Origin of the sequence: Thalassotalea sp. G20_0 (genome assembly GCF_017744175.1) — a bacterium.
Taxonomy (GTDB): domain Bacteria; phylum Pseudomonadota; class Gammaproteobacteria; order Pseudomonadales; family Endozoicomonadaceae; genus Endozoicomonas.
Genome location: NZ_JAGHQV010000004.1, coordinates 57492 through 75884 on the forward strand (window position 1 = coordinate 57492; position 18393 = coordinate 75884).

15 protein-coding genes are annotated in these 18393 nt (G+C 50.5%); 5 read left to right on the forward strand and 10 right to left on the reverse strand.

All coding sequences use genetic code 11. The features are described 5' to 3' along the window. Nucleotides 1-268 precede the first annotated feature (268 nt). The 9 genes from J7438_RS03160 to nrdA all read right to left on the reverse strand — a co-directional run bounded on the left by J7438_RS03160 (nt 269) and on the right by nrdA (nt 11572). Nucleotides 269-1672 carry a PhoH family protein gene (locus J7438_RS03160; protein ID WP_209275423.1) on the reverse strand — a complete coding sequence of 468 codons (1404 nt, stop codon included), beginning with the start codon at nt 1670-1672 and terminating at the stop codon, nt 269-271. A 484-nt stretch (nt 1673-2156) separates the two neighbouring features. Next, on the reverse strand, nt 2157-3563 hold the full coding sequence (rhlB, locus tag J7438_RS03165) for an ATP-dependent RNA helicase RhlB (RefSeq protein ID WP_209275424.1): 1407 nt from the start codon (nt 3561-3563) through the stop codon (nt 2157-2159). Nucleotides 3564-3910: 347 nt separating this feature from the next. Then, nucleotides 3911-4171, reverse strand: coding sequence for a hypothetical protein (locus J7438_RS03170; protein WP_209202525.1), 261 nt, complete (start codon nt 4169-4171; stop codon nt 3911-3913). A 214-nt stretch (nt 4172-4385) separates the two neighbouring features. Further along, on the reverse strand, nt 4386-4844 hold the full coding sequence (pyrI, locus tag J7438_RS03175; protein ID WP_209275425.1) for an aspartate carbamoyltransferase regulatory subunit: 459 nt from the start codon (nt 4842-4844) through the stop codon (nt 4386-4388). Nucleotides 4845-4854: 10 nt separating this feature from the next. Continuing rightward, nucleotides 4855-5787, reverse strand: a complete 933-nt coding sequence (gene pyrB / locus J7438_RS03180) for an aspartate carbamoyltransferase (protein WP_209275426.1) — start codon at nt 5785-5787, stop codon at nt 4855-4857. A gap of 361 nt (nt 5788-6148) precedes the next feature. Continuing rightward, nucleotides 6149-7306 carry a hypothetical protein gene (locus J7438_RS03185; RefSeq protein ID WP_209202519.1) on the reverse strand — a complete coding sequence of 386 codons (1158 nt, stop codon included), beginning with the start codon at nt 7304-7306 and terminating at the stop codon, nt 6149-6151. Nucleotides 7307-7485: 179 nt separating this feature from the next. Continuing rightward, on the reverse strand, nt 7486-7770 hold the full coding sequence (yfaE, locus tag J7438_RS03190; RefSeq protein WP_209202517.1) for a class I ribonucleotide reductase maintenance protein YfaE: 285 nt from the start codon (nt 7768-7770) through the stop codon (nt 7486-7488). A gap of 91 nt (nt 7771-7861) precedes the next feature. Continuing rightward, the gene (gene nrdB, locus J7438_RS03195; protein WP_209275427.1) at nt 7862-8992 is read right to left on the reverse strand and encodes a class Ia ribonucleoside-diphosphate reductase subunit beta; all 1131 of its coding nucleotides are present in this window, start codon (nt 8990-8992) and stop codon (nt 7862-7864) included. Between the two features lie 309 nt (nt 8993-9301). After that, nucleotides 9302-11572: a class 1a ribonucleoside-diphosphate reductase subunit alpha gene (nrdA, locus tag J7438_RS03200; RefSeq protein WP_209275428.1), complete on the reverse strand. Its 2271-nt coding sequence runs from the start codon at nt 11570-11572 to the stop codon at nt 9302-9304. An 812-nt stretch (nt 11573-12384) separates the two neighbouring features. On the opposite strand from nrdA, the gene J7438_RS03205 reads away from it, so the two are divergent. From J7438_RS03205 to J7438_RS03220, 4 genes are all read left to right on the forward strand, one after another. Then, on the forward strand, nt 12385-13101 hold the full coding sequence (locus J7438_RS03205; protein ID WP_101747830.1) for a winged helix-turn-helix domain-containing protein: 717 nt from the start codon (nt 12385-12387) through the stop codon (nt 13099-13101). 28 nt (nt 13102-13129) lie between these two features. Next, entirely contained in the window at nt 13130-14716 is a 1587-nt protein-coding gene (locus J7438_RS03210; protein ID WP_209202511.1) for an ATP-binding protein, read from the forward strand. A 157-nt stretch (nt 14717-14873) separates the two neighbouring features. Next, a complete protein-coding gene (locus J7438_RS03215) occupies nt 14874-15233 on the forward strand; it encodes a type II toxin-antitoxin system RelE/ParE family toxin (RefSeq protein ID WP_209275429.1) in 360 nt (119 codons plus the stop codon). A gap of 99 nt (nt 15234-15332) precedes the next feature. Beyond that, entirely contained in the window at nt 15333-15647 is a 315-nt protein-coding gene (locus J7438_RS03220) for a helix-turn-helix domain-containing protein (RefSeq protein WP_209275430.1), read from the forward strand. 57 nt (nt 15648-15704) lie between these two features. Here the strand turns inward: J7438_RS03220 and J7438_RS03225 are convergent, their stop codons facing one another. Beyond that, a complete protein-coding gene (locus J7438_RS03225; protein ID WP_209275431.1) occupies nt 15705-17732 on the reverse strand; it encodes a MutS-related protein in 2028 nt (675 codons plus the stop codon). Nucleotides 17733-17961: 229 nt separating this feature from the next. Here J7438_RS03225 and J7438_RS03230 point away from each other — a divergent pair, with 229 nt between their 5' ends. Then, entirely contained in the window at nt 17962-18357 is a 396-nt protein-coding gene (locus J7438_RS03230) for an acyl-CoA thioesterase (RefSeq protein ID WP_209275432.1), read from the forward strand. Nucleotides 18358-18393 lie beyond the last annotated feature (36 nt).

The window sequence follows — 18393 nt, forward strand, 5'->3', positions numbered from 1 at the left end:
CTGATTTTTCAAGCTTGAGATAATGATGACAATAGTAGAGCAGGGAGCGTTCCTTTAATAGGGTTGAAAGGGTTAATAAGACCTATCATGACCATTGATAATGGCTATCACTTTAAGAAGCTGGAATGTTCAGAGCAATTTGTTGCCACCGCAGCAGTTCAGTCTATTCTCGTGCAGCGTCCCGGATGATATCAGTGAGCCTGTCACACGGTCGGAAAAATAGAAAGCCCCGGCGACCCGGGGCTTTGTCGTGATGAAGAGGAATGAATTACAGATGGGTTTCAGCATACGCTGCCAGTGGTGACCTTGGTACACCCTGAAGCTGCATTGAACCTCCATGGGGGAAATGCTTCAGGCGCTCAGTCATATAGGTTAAGCCGGAGCTGGTGGCGGCCAGATAAGGGGTGTCGATCTGGGCCAGGTTGCCAAGGCAGATCACTTTACTGCCGACACCGGCGCGGGTGATGATGGTTTTGATCTGGTGAGGAGTCAGATTCTGACATTCATCGATGATGATCAGACTCTGCTGGAAACTCCTGCCACGGATGTAGTTCAGGGATTTGAAATGGAGCGGTACCCGGTCGAGAATGTACTCCACACTGCTGTTGGTGGATTCGTCATCATTGTGCAGCGCTTCCAGGTTGTCGGTAATAGCGCCCAGCCAGGGTTCCATTTTTTCAGCCTCGGTACCTGGCAGGAAGCCAATGTCTTCATCCAATCCCCGGGTGGAACGGGTGGCAATAATTCTCCGGTATTGTTTCGTGGCAATGGTCATTTCAATGGCGGCTGCCAGGGCCAGAATGGTCTTGCCAGAACCGGCGGCACCATTGAGGTTCACCAGGTGAACATCCGGGTCAAGCAGCAGATTCAGGGCCATGGCCTGGTTGATGTTCAATGGTCTCAACCCCCAGGCTTCCTGATGCATCAGGCTTTCTCTACTGTAGTGTTGAAGACTTACCTGGTCGTCCGATAGGTCGATGACTTTTGCTACAAACCCTTGGTCGTCTAAAAGGAACTTGTTGAGATACAACTCTTCGGCAAACTCACTTTTATTCAGGGTATGAATGGTTTTGCCATCAAGCTGTACCGTTTTTACTTCATTGACCCGGTCCCAGAAGTTGCCTTCATAATGGATATAACCTTTGGTCAGTAAGCCAATATCACTGACCAGCTGGTCACTGTGATAGTCTTCGGTAAGAATACCGCAGCCCCTGGCTTTGAGGCGCATATTTATGTCTTTGGTGACCAGTATGAACTGCCGGTCCGGATGGGCGTTCTGATACTGACAGATGTCGTTAATTATCTGGTTATCGTTATTACTGCTGGGGAGTGTGGTGATTTTATCGTCGGCATGACTCATCATGATGGAGAGCGTACCGGATGTTTCCGTGCTGTGGCTTCTCTGGATAGGGACTCCCTGCTCTATCTCCGCAGGTGTTGCTGTACCCAGAATATTATCAATCAGTCGTATGGCCTGACGACAGTCAGCGGCTATGGTTTGTTTGCCGTTCTTGAGTTTGTCCAGTTCTTCCAGAACGGTGATGGGAATGATTACCTGATGTTCTTCAAAGTTGAGGATAGAGTTAGGGTCGTGAATCAGGACGTTACTGTCCAGTATGTAGGTGGTTGTGATGGGTGAGTTTTCTGGCCTGGTTTCCAGGGCATGTCCCATAGGCAGCTCCCTTGTCTGTTTTTGGGTTACTCATAGTTGATTCTTATCGAAAAGCGTTAATCCGGCAAGGCTAAATTTCGATGAAGAATAAAAAAATTTTTTTCTCCTCCTAAAGGGTTTAAGTTGATGTGTTTTACTCTTATGCTTGAAAGGATATATCGTATTTTTTTATAAAAATTTTACTGTTTTTTTGATTGATATTTCTTTTAATTCTTACTATTCCCTCCCATGTCAGCAGGCGAATCGTTAGCGTTCGCCTGCACTGTTAACCCGGATATTTCATAAACATGCTCCCGTTCTCGCTTGTCCTTTGCCGCTCTAAGGGAGTTTTGTTCAGTCGACCGTACTCCCCGGTACGGCGCTCCCTCACAAAATCCCTTAGAGCGACAAAGTCCTCGGCTTTGGCATCCTGCGTCGCCCTACCTCCCACATCCATGTGGTCGTGCGCGAGATTCGGGGCAGTTTATGAAATATCCGGGTTAGCTTATCGGTGCTTACTGTTTCGGGGATCAACAAGAAGCTGTTCCGGTGGGTAGTCCTTCTTCAGTTTATCCCCCAGCAGCGCTTCAAGATCCGGAATCAGAAACGAATCATCTTCACAGGCAAAGCTGATGCTGGTTCCACTTGCCCCCGCTCTTCCGGTTCTGCCAATCCTGTGGACGTAGTCATCAGGGTCTTCAGGCAGGTTGTAGTTGATCACATGGCTGATTCCGTCAATGTGAATTCCCCGGCCAGCAACATCGGTAGCCACCAGTACTGAAATTTTTCCGGAGCGGAAATCTTCCAGAGTTCTGAGGCGCTTGTTCTGGGGAACTTCGCCGGAGATTTGGTCTGCCCTGATCCCAACCTTTTGCAGCTGTTCGGTCAGCTTGCGGGTTTGGTCCCTGCGATTGGTGAAAACAATGACTTTTTCCAGCTGGTGATGGTTAATCAGGTTTACCAGCAGGGGAAACTTCTGCTCCGATGAGAGAATGTAAACCTTTTGTTCCACCGTGTCGGTGGCCACACTGTCAGGCTCAATCTCAACCTTTACCGGGTTCCAGGTCCACTGTTCTCCAAGCCTTAATACATCATCTGTGAATGTCGCCGAGAATAGCAGCGTCTGACGGTCTCCCGGCCTTGGCGTCATGCGGATAATACGCCGTACCTGCGGGATAAAGCCCATGTCCAGCATGCGGTCCGCTTCGTCGATCACCATGACTTCAACCAGGTCCAGAAACAGGTCTTTACGCTCACAGTAGTCCAGCAGACGCCCGGGCGTGGCAACGAGAATATCCACATAATTTTCGCCGATACGTTTACGCTGTTTCTCATAATCCATACCACCTACAACGGTGACAACGTGCAGCGGCAGGTATTGGGTCAGGGCTTCAGCGTCCTTACCGATCTGCAATGCCAGCTCCCGTGTGGGGGCGATAATGACCGCGCGTGGCTCGCCCAGGTAGCGGGTGTCCGGTGCCGGGGTGTCAATCAGCTGCTTGATCGTGCTGATCAGAAATGCTGCTGTTTTACCGGTTCCTGTCTGAGCCTTGCCGATCGCATCCCGACCCGCCAGAGTGCTGCCCAGCACCTCTGCCTGAATTGGTGTGCAGTACTTGAAGCCCTGGTCAGCAATCGCATGCATCAGTTCGTCGGGCAGGGCAAAATCGTGAAAGCGGGTCTTTTCAGGGTCAGGCGCTACCTGGAACTGATCAATACTCCAGCTTTCCTGTGCCTGGGCAGGACGGTCTGACTTTCTGCTGCTTGTCCGCTTCGGACGCTTTGATGATTTGACGTTGTTTCTGGAATGCGCAGCCTGTTTTTTGCTGCCGGAAAGCGCTTTCTTCCCTTTTTCAGGGGAAGCGTCTTTACTCGCGCTGCTTTTCTTAAAAAATCCTAGAAAACCACTCAATGCCTTAATCTCGTTCCTTTCAGTCCTGAACAATGGCTTTACCAATTGGCAGCCGGGTGAGCCAGCTATAAGGATACAATCTTTATCCTGATCGTCGCAGAGATGGGCGAGGAAGAAGTTAGCTGGTTAATACCATGCCCACTTTACGGTGCGAGTGGGTACGGTATAGCGTGAGAGCAACCTTGAGAGGATCTTCACGGTAAATGATATGGCGTATTATCGCGCCGAATTAATGGACAAATCAAACGAACTGTACGGATTCGCGCGAATGATGGAAATAGTGTCTTTCCACCAGGCAAATCCGGCGACATGGCTGAATGGGATGCCGTGTGGTTAACACGGTCTGGTCAATCGTCCTCGAATTTTCCCCACTCGCCAGACGGCTCATCATCCGCTCGCTTGCCCAGCCACAATTGTTCAGATTTGCCTTTCTTGGACACTTTCCTTTTCTTCCTTTCCAGCCACTGCTTGTTAAGAACCATGATCAGGCCAGGATCAGGCACTGGTCTTACTGTGAGATTCTTGAACAAAGCGGTAAAAAAACTGGCTTCTTCAGCAAATTTCTGGTTTTTTTCCCCAACAGACTCCGTTCTTACAGGGTCTGGCATGCAGCGATTACCGATAAAATTAGATATTGGACAAGAACTCATAGTTGTTACCCACCATCTGGCTGAAAATTAAATAATAGGTAGAGATGCCGTGTTTGGAAGTTAGACATTGGTGGGAAAGGAAGAATTTTATTTTCTATTTCAATCAGTTGTTTGATCAGGCCGGAAATAGAAGGCGCTCTTTATCAGTCACTGAACGCCCTCTTTCTTGCCGTTATCTCAGCTCTGCCACAATTTCCTTGCTGAAGGATTTTTCGCAATAGTGGCACTTCAGCTGGATATCATGACTTTTCTGACGCAGGTAGAAATAGCTCTCCACCGGTTCATTATGCGTAATGCAGTTAGAGTTGGGGCAGGCGAACGCGGCTCTCAGCGTTTTCGGAATGGCCATGGTGAACTTATCCACCACCCGGTAATCGTCAATCACGTTGATGGTTGCGCTGGGTGCGAACAGTGCCAGTTCGTTGGCCTCCTGTTCAGTAAACATCCGTCCTTCGACTTTTATAATATCTTTGAAGCCCTGGGCTTTACTGGGCAAATTAAAGCCCACCGTAATACGCGCTTCACTGTTCAGCAGATGAAGACGGTCAAGGATTTTTACTCCCTGTCCCGCCGGAATATGGTCGATGACAGTGCCCTGGCAGATGGCTTCAACCTGAAGTTTGTTACTCATCGATCACTCCTCACATCTTGTCATCAAAGGATTCATTGAGAATCAGGGCCAGCAGCGCCTGACGGGCAAATACCCCGTTTCGGGCCTGTTCAAAGTAATAGGCATGGGGGGTTTGATCGACTTCAACGGCTATCTCATCAACCCTTGGCAACGGGTGCAGTACTTTAAGGTGTGCGGGGGCCTGCTTCAGGGCTTCATTGGTCAGTACATAGTTTGACGCGATGTGCTTATACTCGGTTTCATCGAATCGCTCTTTCTGAACCCGGGTCATGTAGATGATATCCGTATCGGCAACCACTTCTTCGATGCTTTCCGCCCGACGCCACCGGATGCCTTTTTCATCCAGTTCCTGCAGGATGTAGTCTGGCATTGCCAGTGCATCCGGGGCAATAAAATGAAATTCTGCGTTAAAGTGGGTCAGGGCCTGAGCCAGGGAGTGCACTGTCCGGCCATATTTCAGGTCACCGACAAAGGTGACTTTCAGGTTATCCAGTCGACCCTGGCACTCGCGAATACTAAACAGATCCAGCAGGGTTTGGGTTGGGTGCTGGTTGGAGCCGTCGCCGCCATTGATAATGGGGGCGCTGGAGAATTCCGAGGCCAGCCGGGCAGCACCTTCCTGAGGGTGGCGCATCACCACCGCATCGGTATAGGAGCTGATGATTTTGATGGAGTCCGCAAGGGTTTCCCCTTTTTTGGCAGAGGTGTTGCCACCGTCGGCAAAACCAATCAGGGTGCCGCCTAACCTTTGAACGGCTGTTTCAAACGAGAGGCGTGTGCGGGTGGATGCCTCAAAAAAACAGCTGGCAATTACTTTGCCCTGCAATAGACCGGGACGTGGCGTGTGCTTGAGTTCAGCAGCCACTTCAAGAATCTGTTCCATATCTTCCCGGGTAAGGTCGGCTATGGAGATAATGTTCCTGTTAAAGAACCTGTTTCCCATGGGGGTAATACCTGTCGCCTTTGGTCATTTTCAAGTCAAAAAAAAGCCCCTGGATTAAGGGGCTTTTTTTTGCAATACAGATAAAGTGGTTGGCACCAGTCATAAGGATTCTGCTTGTTCTTTTGATTGACTGACGGTTCATGTGCAGTGTCATCGAAACCTTATCCCGGGTGAGTGTCGTTCAGGTTAACTCTTTTTGGTCAAGCAGTCAGCTTCTTTGTTGGGTAAAAGCAGTCCGATTGACAAATTGTCTGGCATTTTACACTTCAACTGTCGTTGGTCAAGAGATTTCAGCGTTCCGGTCAGGGGAGGCGGCTTGACCAGATACCGGCCAGTCCCGCTCATGCTCTTGTCTGAAGAATTACCAGGGGAGGTCAAGCCTTAAATTTGCCTCAAATGCCCGTAGAACCGACTCTTTGGAGTGTAAGATCCAGATGCTGGTGACAAAGTTATAAAAGGTGTCCAGCCAACTGTCATGATGGTTCAGCTGGTAGATATGTCGTATGTTGGGTTCAAGCCCGCTGGAAGGAATCTTCATTCCGGCAACCACCACCTTGTTTGGCGGCAGTTTCCATCGAGAGTATCGGCTGAGCGGGTTATAGTCCTGTCCATGAAGAAAGCTGCCTTCAACATAGGAGTGATGAATTCTGGCCAATCGGCTTTCGGGCATACCTGCCAGCCAGCTTGGGTGAATACCGTAGCTGTTGAAAATGTAGGCTTGCTCAATGGTCTCGGATATTGACATGGCGGCCTGGGCAATAGCGCCGCTGAAGGAGTAACCGGTTATCTCCACTGAATGGTTCGGATACATATCTTTCAGGGAATCCGCGAGATCGCTAATATCCTGCAGCTGTTTTACCGCAAGAGAGCAGGGAGAGCTGCCGGGGTGAGCGGGTTTTGATTGGGTGACCAGGCATTGGACAGCCTCATCGGACTTTTCACCGGCCAGGGCCAGAACAATCTTGCTCTTGGTCTGGGCGTCAGATGAAGGGTCTTCAGTCAGTTTAAATACCCTGATCCTGATATTCGAGTCCGGGATAGTGACCTGGCCGATTATCTGGTGGCGGGTCTGGCCAGATTTTCGTTTCTCCTCGGCGGTACTTGTAAAATGGGGCTGCCATTGCTCAGGGATGGCTTCCGGATCCGCCACGAATAGAAAATGTCTGGAGCCCAGGTAAGAGAGCCTGAAAATAGCAAATAGCTGTTTTTCCGGATCATCGGAGGTCAGGATTGCGTCCATTTCGGAAAAATAGCTCATCAAGGCATAGGGGTAACGCTCCAATAGCAGTTCAGTGGTGGCCCGGTAATCTACGGTTCTTTTTTTAACGGTTTGCTGTTGATCATTTTCGTTGAATTCGGGTGTTTGTTCAGGCTCCATGCCGGAATTGGCGGGTGGCGGCGCAGTCCATTCAGCGGTGATGCCAGACGCCTGTGGCGTGGCGTCAGCAATAGCGAACAAACTGAGACTGCTCAACAATAAGGGGACTGCAATTAATAGACGTATAGAGTTAGGGTGCATGGGCTTTCCTGACCAATATTGAAAACCAGAGGTTAGTAAGTAGTTAACCAAATGAAATATACGATTCCATTTGCCCAACTACTTACCTATGACCAGAAAAAGAGGCTAACGTTCAAATTTAAAGGTGCGGGGGGATAAATCAAAGCGCCTGATCCGTTGATGAGAGTGGAATAACAGGCTTACAAGTTGTGTTTCTTCATTTTGCACCCGCCCGGGATTTCAATGGTGACGTCACTGTTCAGCTGGCAGCAGCAGGTCAGTATTTTTCCTTCCGGAATAAAGGCGATGGGTTCGGTGGTATAGGTGACTTCACCCGCTACAAGGGTGACCTGGCAGCTGCCACAAAACCCCTCACGGCATTGATACTCCATGTCGACGTTTTCCTGCTCAAGGGCTTCCAGAAGCGTCAGCTCTTTGCGGGGAATAAAGCTGAAGCCTTCAAGAATCTTGACAATATGAGCCATGGTGTTTCGCCTGTATCAGCCAGGCCTGAAGCAGGCCTGGCTATGGGACGTTGGGTATTGAAACTGCTTACACTGTTTTTTAATGCAGGACTTATAACGAAAAGTTACTGAAATCTTCGGACTGCACTTCGCTGTCTATTTGCCCAACCAGGTAGGAGCTGACCTCCACCTCCTGAGGGGCAACCTGAACGTTGTCGCTGTTAAGCCAGCTGTTCATCCAGGGCAGAGGGTTCTGTTTGATGGCAAACGCCGGTTCAAAGCCGACGGCAACCATCCGCTGGTTGGTGATGTATTCAACGTACTGGCCAAGAATGTCCCGGTTCAGGCCAATCATGGAGCCATCACGGAACAGGTAGTCTGCCCAGTCTTTTTCCTGTTCTGCCGCATCGATAAAGATCTGTCTGGCCTGGTCTTTCAGCTCACGGGCAATCACTGCCATTTCCGGGTCATCTTTGCCATCGGCCAGCAGTTGCAGGATGTGCTGGGTGCCGGTCAGGTGGAGGGCTTCATCGCGGGCGATCAATTTGATGATTTTGGCGTTGCCCTCCATTGTGGAGCGCTCGGCAAAGGCAAAGCTGCAGGCAAAACTGACGTAAAAACGGATCGCTTCCAGCACATTCACAGACACCACGGTGAGGTAGAGCCTGCGCTTCAGGTCGGTAATGCTGATGTTGATTTCTTCGCCGTTAACGGTGTGTTTACCATCACCCAGCTGATGGTAAAGGCTGACACCTTCGATCAGGGCGTCATAGTAGCGGGTGATGTCCCGGGCGCGTTTGGTAATCGCTTCATTGGTCACGATATCGTCAAAGATACGGGCCGGTTCGGTGACGATATTGCGGATAATATGGGTATAGGAACGGGAGTGGATGGTCTCACTGAAGGCCCAGGTTTCGATCCAGGTTTCCAGTTCCGGCAGGGAAACAATAGGCAGCAGGGCAACGTTCGGTGAGCGGCCCTGCACCGAGTCCAGAAGGGTCTGGTATTTCAGGTTGCTGAGAAAGATGTGCCTTTCATGATCGGGAAGCGCAGCAAAGTCACGGCGATCGGTTGAGAGGTCCACCTCCTCAGGGCGCCAGAAAAAGGAGAGCTGCTTCTCAATCAGCTTCTCAAAGATCGGGTACTTCTGGACATCATAACGGGATACATTGACATTACGGCCAAAGAACATGGGCTCCTGGGTAGCATTGAAGTGTTCCCGGTTAAATGTGGTGTATGTCATTGTTCGATTTGCCCCAATTCAGTGGTTTCCGCGTATGGTTTGCTGGCCTGGGAGCCTGTCGGACTTAAGCGTCCGTAGCGAGGATTGCGAGAAATTGAGGATAAAAATTTCTGCTTCTGAGGAGAATAGCGGGGCTATTTGACGAAGAAGCAGGAATTTTTAGACCAATTTATCGCAACCGCAGTAGGACAGTCTTAAGTCCGACAGGCTCCTAGAGTGAAGCGAACCGCGTTGTTTATCTATAAGCATTTGCGCTATAGACATGATTGCTGTTCGCTATTGATCAATAGTTCTGACAAGGGATGTTCATCAGATTTTGCAGGCCCCCCCTGCGCAGTCATCATCCATATCATTCTGAGCGTCAGCGGCACCATCACGGGTATTGTGGTAATACAGTGTTTTTACGCCCAGTTTGTAAGCGGTCAGCAGGTCTTTCAGCAGCAGCTTCATCGGTACTTTGCCGCCTTCAAAGAGGCCTGGATCATAGTTGGTATTGGCTGAGATCGTCTGGTCGACAAATTTCTGCATGATGGCAACCAGCTGAAGGTAGCCATCGTTGTTCGGGATGTTCCAGAGCAGTTCATAACGATCCTTAAGCTCGACGAAATCAGGAACAACCTGCTTAAGAATGCCATCTTTGCTGGCCTTAACGCTGACAAAGCCCCTGGGCGGCTCAATACCGTTGGTGGCGTTGCTGATCTGGGATGATGTCTCGGATGGCATCAGGGCGGTCAGTGTTGAGTTGCGCAGGCCGAACGACTTGATCTCCTCACGCAAACTTTCCCAGTCAAGATGAAGGGACTCTTCACAAACCGTATCGAGGTCACGTTTGTAGGTGTCGATAGGTAAGATACCTTTGGCATACGTGGTCTCATTGAATTTGGAGCAGGTGCCTTTCTCTCTGGCCAGCTTGTTTGACGCTTTCAACAGGTAGTATTGAATGGCCTCAAAGGTGCGGTGGGTCAGGCCATTGGCGGAGCCATCCGAATACCGGACATGGTTTTTGGCCAGGTAGTTGGCGAAGTTAATCACCCCGACACCCAGGGGACGCCGTCCCATGGTCGAGTTATAAGCTGCAGGAACCGGGTAGTCCTGGTAGTCCAGCAGGCTGTCGAGGGCACGCACAATCAGTTCCGACAACTCTTCCAGTTCTGCCAGACCCTTCAGGGTTCCCAGGTTGAATGCGGCCAGGGTGCACAGGGCAATCTCGCCCTCTTCGTCATGGATATGATCCAGGGGTTTGGTGGGCAGGGCAATTTCCAGGCACAGGTTACTCTGGCGAACCGGGGCCACTGCCGGGTCAAATGGGCTGTGGGTATTGCAGTGATCGACGTTTTGCAGGTAGATCCGCCCGGTACTGGCCCGCTCGGAGGCAAACAGTGAAAAGAGTTCAATCGCCTTCAACGTGGTCTTACGGATGCTGCTGTCCTGCTCATATTGCTTATAGAGCCTTTCAAACGCTTCCTGGTCAGCAAAGAACGCATCATACAGTCCCGGCACATCGCTGGGTGAAAAGAGGGTGATATCACCGCCTTCGATCAGGCGCTGATACATGAGCTTGTTAAACTGCACGCCATAGTCCAGGTGGCGAACGCGGTTATCATCAACCCCCCGGTTGTTTTTCAGAACCAGCAGGTTTTCAACTTCCAGATGCCAGATCGGGTAGAATAGGGTCGCTGCGCCACCGCGAACGCCCCCTTGAGAGCACGATTTTACGGCCGTCTGGAAGTGCTTGTAGAACGGGATACAGCCGGTATGGAAGGCTTCTCCCCCACGGATCGGGCTGCCCAGGGCGCGAATATTACCGGCGTTGATACCAATCCCCGCCCGCTGGCTGACGTATTTAACGATAGCGCTGGACGTGGCATTAATGGAGTCCAGTGAGTCCCCGCATTCAATCAGCACACAAGAGCTGAACTGACGGGTAGCTGTCCGTACCCCGGACATGATCGGGGTGGGCAGAGAGAGTCTGAAGGTGGACACCGCATGGTAGAAACGCTCAATGAAATCCAGGCGAGTCTCTTTCGGGTATTGTGCAAACAGGCAGGCACCAATGAGCATGTAAAGAATCTGGGGGCTCTCGTAGTACTCGCCGGTTACCCGGTTCTGCACCAGGTATTTGCCCTCAAGTTGCTTGACCGCCGCATAGCTGAAGTTCATATCCCGGCTGTGATCAATAAAGCGTTCCATCTGATCAAATTCAGCCTCACTGTAGTCCGTCAGGAGGTGCTGGTCATACTTCTTCATCTCCACCAGTTTGACCACATGGCTATACAGTTCGGGCGGTTCAAACTGGCCGTAGGCCTTTTTCCGCAGGTGGAAAATGGCCAGACGGGCAGCCAGATACTGATAGTCCGGAGCCTGGGCTGAAATCAGGTCGGCAGCGGATTTGATCAGTGTTTCATGGATATCCGTGGTCTTGATGCCATCGTAGAACTGTATGTGAGACTTAAGTTCAACTTCAGAAACGGAGACGTTGTCCAGGCCCTCGGCTGCCCAGATAATCACTTTATGGATCTTCTCAAGATCCAGTTGTTCCTTGTCTCCGTCACGCTTGGTGACCAGGATATTTTTATTCATTCAGCCCTTACCTGTGTATTCAATGAACACGCTTGATATAGCGCGGCTATCAATGACCTTGCAGCACGCTTCATGGCCAGGCCAGCAGACAGTATTTACTGCGCGTGCTTTCCATCACTGTCTCATCGCCAGCCACTGTGCACTGCAGTGGCTGTGAGACTATGAGTCTGTCCGGGATATACCTGATGAGTCAGATCCCCGCCTCTGCGAGACAGGCTGTGGCGGCGGAACCGCGAGGCCGCGCAGCTGACAATCTGTATAAGCATTCTTCCCTGATTACCGTCCGCTCTTCCGTTATGTGCTGCTGCCAACAGTAAATCCGCTGTTTGGCTGGACTGTTGCCTGAGGCATTTCCGGTATGCCGGGTTGCTCAGGCGACAATGTGTTACTCAGCAGCGAGGGGTACCATATATAGTGTAGCGGCCGTTTATCTACACAAGATAATGCGCAGTCGGGAGAAATTCAAGCCGATAAAACCGGGGGAGTGCTGTGGATAAGATGTGGATTTCTTTCGGTGTTGGTGCCCGCTAACTCCCGGGTAACTTTTTCAGACAGAGCGAGAAATTTGCAAGCTCAAGATGGGATTTTGTCAAAATAAAAAAAAATTCTGAGTCCGGTTCGGAGAAAAAATCATGAATACTTTGGCTTCCGGACGTTGATTCAGAAATGTTTGGGCCTGCTCCGGTTCCGGGGAGGACGTTCGATCGTCGGTAGTGTAACATCTACGGCCCATAAACCATTAGATTGCCAGTGAAGTGCCGGTTTTTTGCCGCTTTCAATATTTCGTCTCTTAACCCCCGGGGTGTAAAACAATGGCTTTGGATAATGCAGAAACGGGTCGCATCCTGATTGTTGAGGATGATGAGCGTTTGGCAACCCTGACCCGTGAGTATCTTGAAAATAATGGCCTTCAGGTGTCGGTGGAAGGTGATGGTGGTAAGGCCGTTGAGCGTATTTTGAGTGAGCGCCCCGATCTGGTGGTACTGGATCTGATGCTGCCGGGGGAAGATGGGGTGTCCATCTGTCGCCGGGTGCGAGGCCAGTATCATGGTCAGATACTGATGCTGACCGCCCGCACCGATGACCTTGATGAAGTGCTGGGGCTGGAAATGGGCGCGGATGATTATGTTGCCAAACCGGTTCGTCCAAGAGTACTGCTTGCCCGTATAAGAGCCCTGTTGAGAAGGGGCACGGCACCGGTAGAAGACGAGCCGGAAGTGCAGAATAGCCTTCGCTTTGGCGCGCTGGTCGTTGATAACTCTATGCGTGAGGCCTGGCTGGATGACCAGAGCGTTGACCTCACCAGCGCTGAGTTTGATCTGCTCTGGCTGCTCTGTTCGAATGCTGGCCGGGTGTTGAGCCGGGAAGAGATCTTTGCCCAGTTGCGCGGGATTGAATACGACGGTCAGGACCGTTCCATCGATGTCAGGGTGTCACGCATTCGCCCCAAAATTGGTGACGACCCGATGCATCCTCGTCTGATCAAGACGGTGCGCAGTAAAGGGTATCTTTTTGTGAAGAGCATGTGACAAATGAGTAAGTTGCTGGCATAGCGTCATGAGCAGTATATTTCTTCGTATCTATGGCGGGCTGCTGTTTTCCCTGGTTCTGGTCTCAGTGCTTTCTGGTATCGTTGTCACTATTGTCAATGGTGTTCGATTGGCCGAGTACCGGGAGGATATTGCCCGAGGGACCTTCCGTCTCGTCTCTGAAGTACTGGCAGACATGCCAGAAGAGCAGCGACATAAGTGGCTGGGAGAGTGGGGACATAAACTGTCGATTCCTTTTTCCATGTTGCCGTTGGAGCGATCCGACTTCACACCTAAAGAGATTGAGCAGCTCTCTTTAGGGGGGATTGATGTTCAGATGCTAACGGAAAAGGCCGCGGTTATTACCGCCTTAATTGATGACCGGTGGTTGTTGCAGGGACGGGTGGCGGAGATATCAGAACAAATGGCGAGTGGTACCATTGTTTTTCTCAGACACTTGCTCAGCCATTACTCTGCGGATGAGCGCGTGACGGTATTGGCTCAGCGATCCGGAGAATCGCTGAGCTTTCCTGTGTCCATTGTCCACTCCGCTGCGTCGTTAACGCCCCTGCAAAACACCCAGTTGCAGCAGGGCAGTATTGTGACTGTGTTGAACATCCGAGATGAATCGCTCCAGCTCTATGCCCAGATGAAGGACAGTGATCAGATACTCCATCTTGGTCCATTGAAATTACTGAACCCTTATCCTTTTAAACTGATCCTGACCCTGGGGCTGTTCGTCTTGATCTCTCTGAGCCTTGCCATCTATATCCTGGTCAGGGGAATGGAGAAGCGGCTGCGAAAACTGGAAAGGGCGGCGACACGCTTTAGCCGGGGAGACTTTGAGGTACGGGTTAATGTTGGCGGGGCGGATTCCATTGGTCGTCTGGCCATGGCATTTAATGCCATGGCCGACCATATTCAACGCCTGCTGAGTCTGCAAAAAGAGATGATTCGTGGTGTGTCCCATGAATTAAGAACCCCCGTAGCAAGGTTGCGTTTTGGCCTGGATCTGATTGCCGATGCCAGAACACAGGAAGCGCGGGAGGCCCAGCTGGAGGGTATGGACCAGGATATCCAGGAACTGGATCATCTGGTGGATGAGTTTCTGACCTATGCCAACCTGGAACAGGGAACCCCGACCCTCCGATTGAAACGTCATGATGTTGATAAAGTAGTGGCCCAGGTGGTTGGTGAGCATCTCAGATTACAGAACCGGGTTGAGATAGAGCATATTCCCTGCAATGTGTTAAACCCCAGGCGTTTTGTCGAAATTGACCGTCGCTATATTCATCGGGCGATACAGAACCTGGTAGGCAATGCCTGTCGCTATGCGGACAGTAAAGTTCAGGTGCGTTTTTCATCCACCCAGGATACTTGTCGTATTGATGTGGATGATGACGGGGCCGGGATTCCGGAAGAACAGTGGGAACGGGTGTTTTCTGCTTTTTCCCGACTGGACGACAGCAGAACGCGTAAGTCAGGAGGCTACGGTCTGGGGCTCTCAATCGTCCGGCGGATTATGTACTGGCATGGGGGACGGGCGCTGGTCAGTCACAGTCCCCTGGGAGGAGCCCGGTTCAGTCTGGTCTGGCCCAGAAAGCAGAGGCATTAAAACTGCCACTCCCCACTTTATCGGGCATGGGTTCTGGCATGTCATCCGTTGCCCATGCCTCGGGCTTGTTTTTTAATGGTTACGCAACCATATTACTTTCAAGTTATATCACTTGTGGATTATATCACCTTCAGCTTATATAATGATAAGAGTTGTTATGTCGTGGAATGTATTGCTGGCCGATGAGTTTAAGCATTGGTTTACTGCACAGACAGAGGCCATACAGGCCGATGTCCTGTCCATGATTGAGGTTTTGCAGGTTCGTGGCCCGCAACTTTCCAGGCCGTACGCAGACACCCTCAATGGCAGCAAACACAGCAATATGAAAGAGCTGCGGGTTCAGCATAAAGGCCATCCGGTCCGGGTTGCCTACGCTTTTGACCCGGAGCGTTCAGCCATTGTCCTGTGTGCTGGTGACAAAACCGGGCTGAACGAAAACAGGTTTTACCAGCAGTTGATTAAAGAGGCTGACGCCATTTTTGACCGGCACCTGGCATCGTTAACCGGTAACGATTAGCGTTGGAAATACTCCGAAGAGCAAACAAAGATCTTATCCGCTTGTCCCCGGGCTACAGGGAATGTGGCGTTTGAGAGTATAAAGAGACAGGAATTAATTATGGCTACCACACCATTCGAGGCGTTCAAAAAAGAGCTTAACCCCGCGGTGGTTGAGCAGGCCAAAAAACAGGCGTTTGAGCTGCTTAAGGAAATGACCCTGGCAGAGCTGCGCAAACACAAAGGCATTCGCCAGGAAGATCTGGCTGCTGCGCTGAGTACCAGGCAACCCAATATCTCCCAGATCGAAAAGCGTGAGGATCTCAACCTCTCCACCCTTATCACCTACATCCGGGCTCTGGGCGGTGAGCTGGAACTGGTGGCACGTTTCAAGGATGGTGAGCGCATCTCTATCGCACCCGTTACCCGCAACTGAACAGGCCGGGCATTTTCCGGTCTGTCTATCATTAAGTTTCTGTCGTTTATTAAATGGTCAGGGTGGCGCTTTTCGGGGAATATCAGGCAGGTCTTGAAAAATATCAGGCAAGTCCTCCCGGATGCCTTCCTCTTTGAGAATATGGAAGGCAACGTTCTGGGTTGAGAAGCCGGGTTTCAGGACATAATCATAGAGCAGGCGGCCTTCACTGTTGATCTCAGCGCTGACATGAAGATTTTGAAACCTGTCCGGGAACTGATCAGCCAGTGAGGTCAGCCGGGTATAGTGGGTAGAAGAAATGCTGATCGTCCCGGGTAAATCGCCAATCGATTTTATATAGGCGAGTGCACCGATCTCCCCTTCTTTTGGGCTGGTATTGCTGAAAATTTCATCCAGAAAGGCAATGCTGTACTGGCCCGCCTCCAGAGCGCGCAATTTCTGTAACAGCGTGATTGCCCGCTTTGATTCTGCGCTGAAACTGGAAACGCCAGTAATCATTTCCGGTTCAATGACCTTATGGGTATGAATAAAGGAAAATGGTGTCAGTTTAAAGGATGCCGCCGGGGATATACCCAGTGTCTGCGCCATAATGACGTTAAGGGCAGCAGCAACCATGGCATTGGATTTTCCCGCTGCATTCGGCCCGGTAATAATGATATTGGCCGGTGGTACGAAGTGGCTGGCGGCAAGGTCACTGGAAACCGCAATGGCAGGGGGGAGCAGAGGGTTCCAGAAGCCCTGAAGCTCAATACCCGGTTGCGCTGATACTTGATATTGTGCAAAGCACAATGGGTTCGTTTCCCGGTAAGAAGATGACCTCAGCAGCTTGGCAACGGTCAGCCAGGCATCAATCTCACCGGTGGCCTGCATAATCCTGATCAGTGGGATGTGGTTTCGGCGCAGCAGCATCAGGCTTCTTTTATAGCGTCCCATGTTGGTTGCCAGATAGGCCAGTGTGTCGGGTGTTTTCTCCGGCGCATCGTGTAACAGTGTGGCTATTTCCTGAATCTGGGTGGAGTTTCGAAATTTCAGGAAGCCGCTGTAATGGTCCAGAATATCCTCAAGGGCAGGGTGATGCCGGGCCAGTTGCTTAAGTTCTCTGGCACTGGCCAGTGCCCTTCCGGGTCTGCGGCTGCGCTCCATGACAAACGTGTAAGCGGCCCGATTATCCTGAAAGAGCCAGTATGATTGATAAATTGCGATCATTTGCAGTACCGCAAAGCTGCCGAAGGTAAAAATTTTGACCGGTGGTGGAAGCCCCTGAAAGTGATCGTGCATTTCAGAAATGACCAGATTCATATTGGCTGGCAGGTTGATGGCTGAATTGAGAAGCCCATGAATAATCCCGTATTGTGAGTCAAACTTGCCAAGCAGCGTGGACCCGATCAGGCCAATAGGCACATTCAATGCGCTCATAACACTAATGATGTCGTTTAATCGGCGGGCAATCTCTTCATAGGAGGCATCGGAGGTGAGCCCCGGAATGTAGGTCTGGTAATCAATCTCATCAAAATGTGGGCTGTTCACAGCATCAGAAGGGTCGAGCAGGGCAATGAGTCCATCTTCATCCGCGGCATAACGGATCAGTTGCTCCTCTATCTGAAAGATGACTTTGGGGTGATCCAACAAGTATTGAAGTGCGTTTTGGCGTTTTTCAAGAACCTTTATATCCGTAATGGGGGATATCAGCAGGTTGGCCAACATGATTTCACCAGCGACCGTCATCGGAGAGCCTAAATTGCTGAGCAGGCTATGTCCGGGGTTTTGTAGGGTGCCACTGAGAATATGCAGGTCTTTAACGGCATGATGGGTCATTATCTCGTTGCCCGTTTTATGAGTACGGGAAAAGTTTTGCAAAAGAATGCTGCGTCTTTCTCCCGGGGACAGAAGAATTTCAGGTAACTCCTGTTTCTGGTTACGCGAGTTTATGGCGTTTTTGTATTTATCTGCGGAGTGGATTTTTGCTAATTGATCATGTATTAGCTGATAAGTGTTGGTGATCTCCATGCCTCCGTCAGCATTAAGACTTGCGGTAATGGTTGTGATTAACAGGAATATTAAATAATCGGTGGCTCTTGATTTCATTGGGTGTTTTCGATGGACAGTTTTTATTTTTTAACATTTCATGTTGCACATCAGAGGCCTTTGGGTAAGCAGGGTTACAATCCCGGTTTTTTTAGGCCAATGAGCGGATTTATTGTCAATTGAGCAACCAATATCCCCGTAAGCTTGTGTAAAAATAGATGAGAAGCCATAGTCTCGCCATACACTGATGATCTGATCCATTTCAAGCTATTGATCGAGAGAGTACAGCATGCCATTCCGTCTGGAGATGAAGGTTCGCGACTATGAGTGCGACCTGCAGGGAATCGTCAACAACAGTGTCTACTTCAATTATCTGGAGCATGCACGGCATGAGTTTCTGCACGCCAACGATATCGACTTTGCCAGGCTGGCCGCAGAGAAAATTCATCTGGTGGTGTTGAGAAGTGAGATGGACTACAAAATGTCGCTGGTACCCGGGGATAAATTTTATGTAGAAGTAGAGCCCGTGCGACTTTCCAAACTGAAATTTGGTTTTAAACAGAAAATCTTCCGTAAACGGGATAACAGGCTGGCCATCGATGCGCTGGTTATTGGTACATCAGTGAACGCTAAAGGACGGCCTTTCCTTTCAGAAGACATTGACCGGGTATTTCCACTGGCATGACAAATGATAAAAACGTCAGCACTTGTCTGACGTTTC

Bases quoted from the DNA above. Each gene is read 5' to 3' on its own strand.
- J7438_RS03160 (WP_209275423.1), bottom strand. From the start codon at position 1,672: ATGGGACATGCCCTGGAAACCAGGCCAGAAAACTCACCCATCACAACC.
- J7438_RS03170 (WP_209202525.1), bottom strand. From the start codon at position 4,171: ATGCCAGACCCTGTAAGAACGGAGTCTGTTGGGGAAAAAAACCAGAAA.
- pyrI (WP_209275425.1), bottom strand. From the start codon at position 4,844: ATGAGTAACAAACTTCAGGTTGAAGCCATCTGCCAGGGCACTGTCATC.
- pyrB (WP_209275426.1), bottom strand. From the start codon at position 5,787: ATGGGAAACAGGTTCTTTAACAGGAACATTATCTCCATAGCCGACCTT.
- J7438_RS03185 (WP_209202519.1), bottom strand. From the start codon at position 7,306: ATGCACCCTAACTCTATACGTCTATTAATTGCAGTCCCCTTATTGTTG.
- yfaE (WP_209202517.1), bottom strand. From the start codon at position 7,770: ATGGCTCATATTGTCAAGATTCTTGAAGGCTTCAGCTTTATTCCCCGC.
- nrdB (WP_209275427.1), bottom strand. From the start codon at position 8,992: ATGACATACACCACATTTAACCGGGAACACTTCAATGCTACCCAGGAG.
- nrdA (WP_209275428.1), bottom strand. From the start codon at position 11,572: ATGAATAAAAATATCCTGGTCACCAAGCGTGACGGAGACAAGGAACAA.
- J7438_RS03205 (WP_101747830.1), top strand. From the start codon at position 12,385: ATGGCTTTGGATAATGCAGAAACGGGTCGCATCCTGATTGTTGAGGAT.
- J7438_RS03210 (WP_209202511.1), top strand. From the start codon at position 13,130: ATGAGCAGTATATTTCTTCGTATCTATGGCGGGCTGCTGTTTTCCCTG.
- J7438_RS03215 (WP_209275429.1), top strand. From the start codon at position 14,874: ATGTCGTGGAATGTATTGCTGGCCGATGAGTTTAAGCATTGGTTTACT.
- J7438_RS03220 (WP_209275430.1), top strand. From the start codon at position 15,333: ATGGCTACCACACCATTCGAGGCGTTCAAAAAAGAGCTTAACCCCGCG.
- J7438_RS03225 (WP_209275431.1), bottom strand. From the start codon at position 17,732: ATGAAATCAAGAGCCACCGATTATTTAATATTCCTGTTAATCACAACC.
- J7438_RS03230 (WP_209275432.1), top strand. From the start codon at position 17,962: ATGCCATTCCGTCTGGAGATGAAGGTTCGCGACTATGAGTGCGACCTG.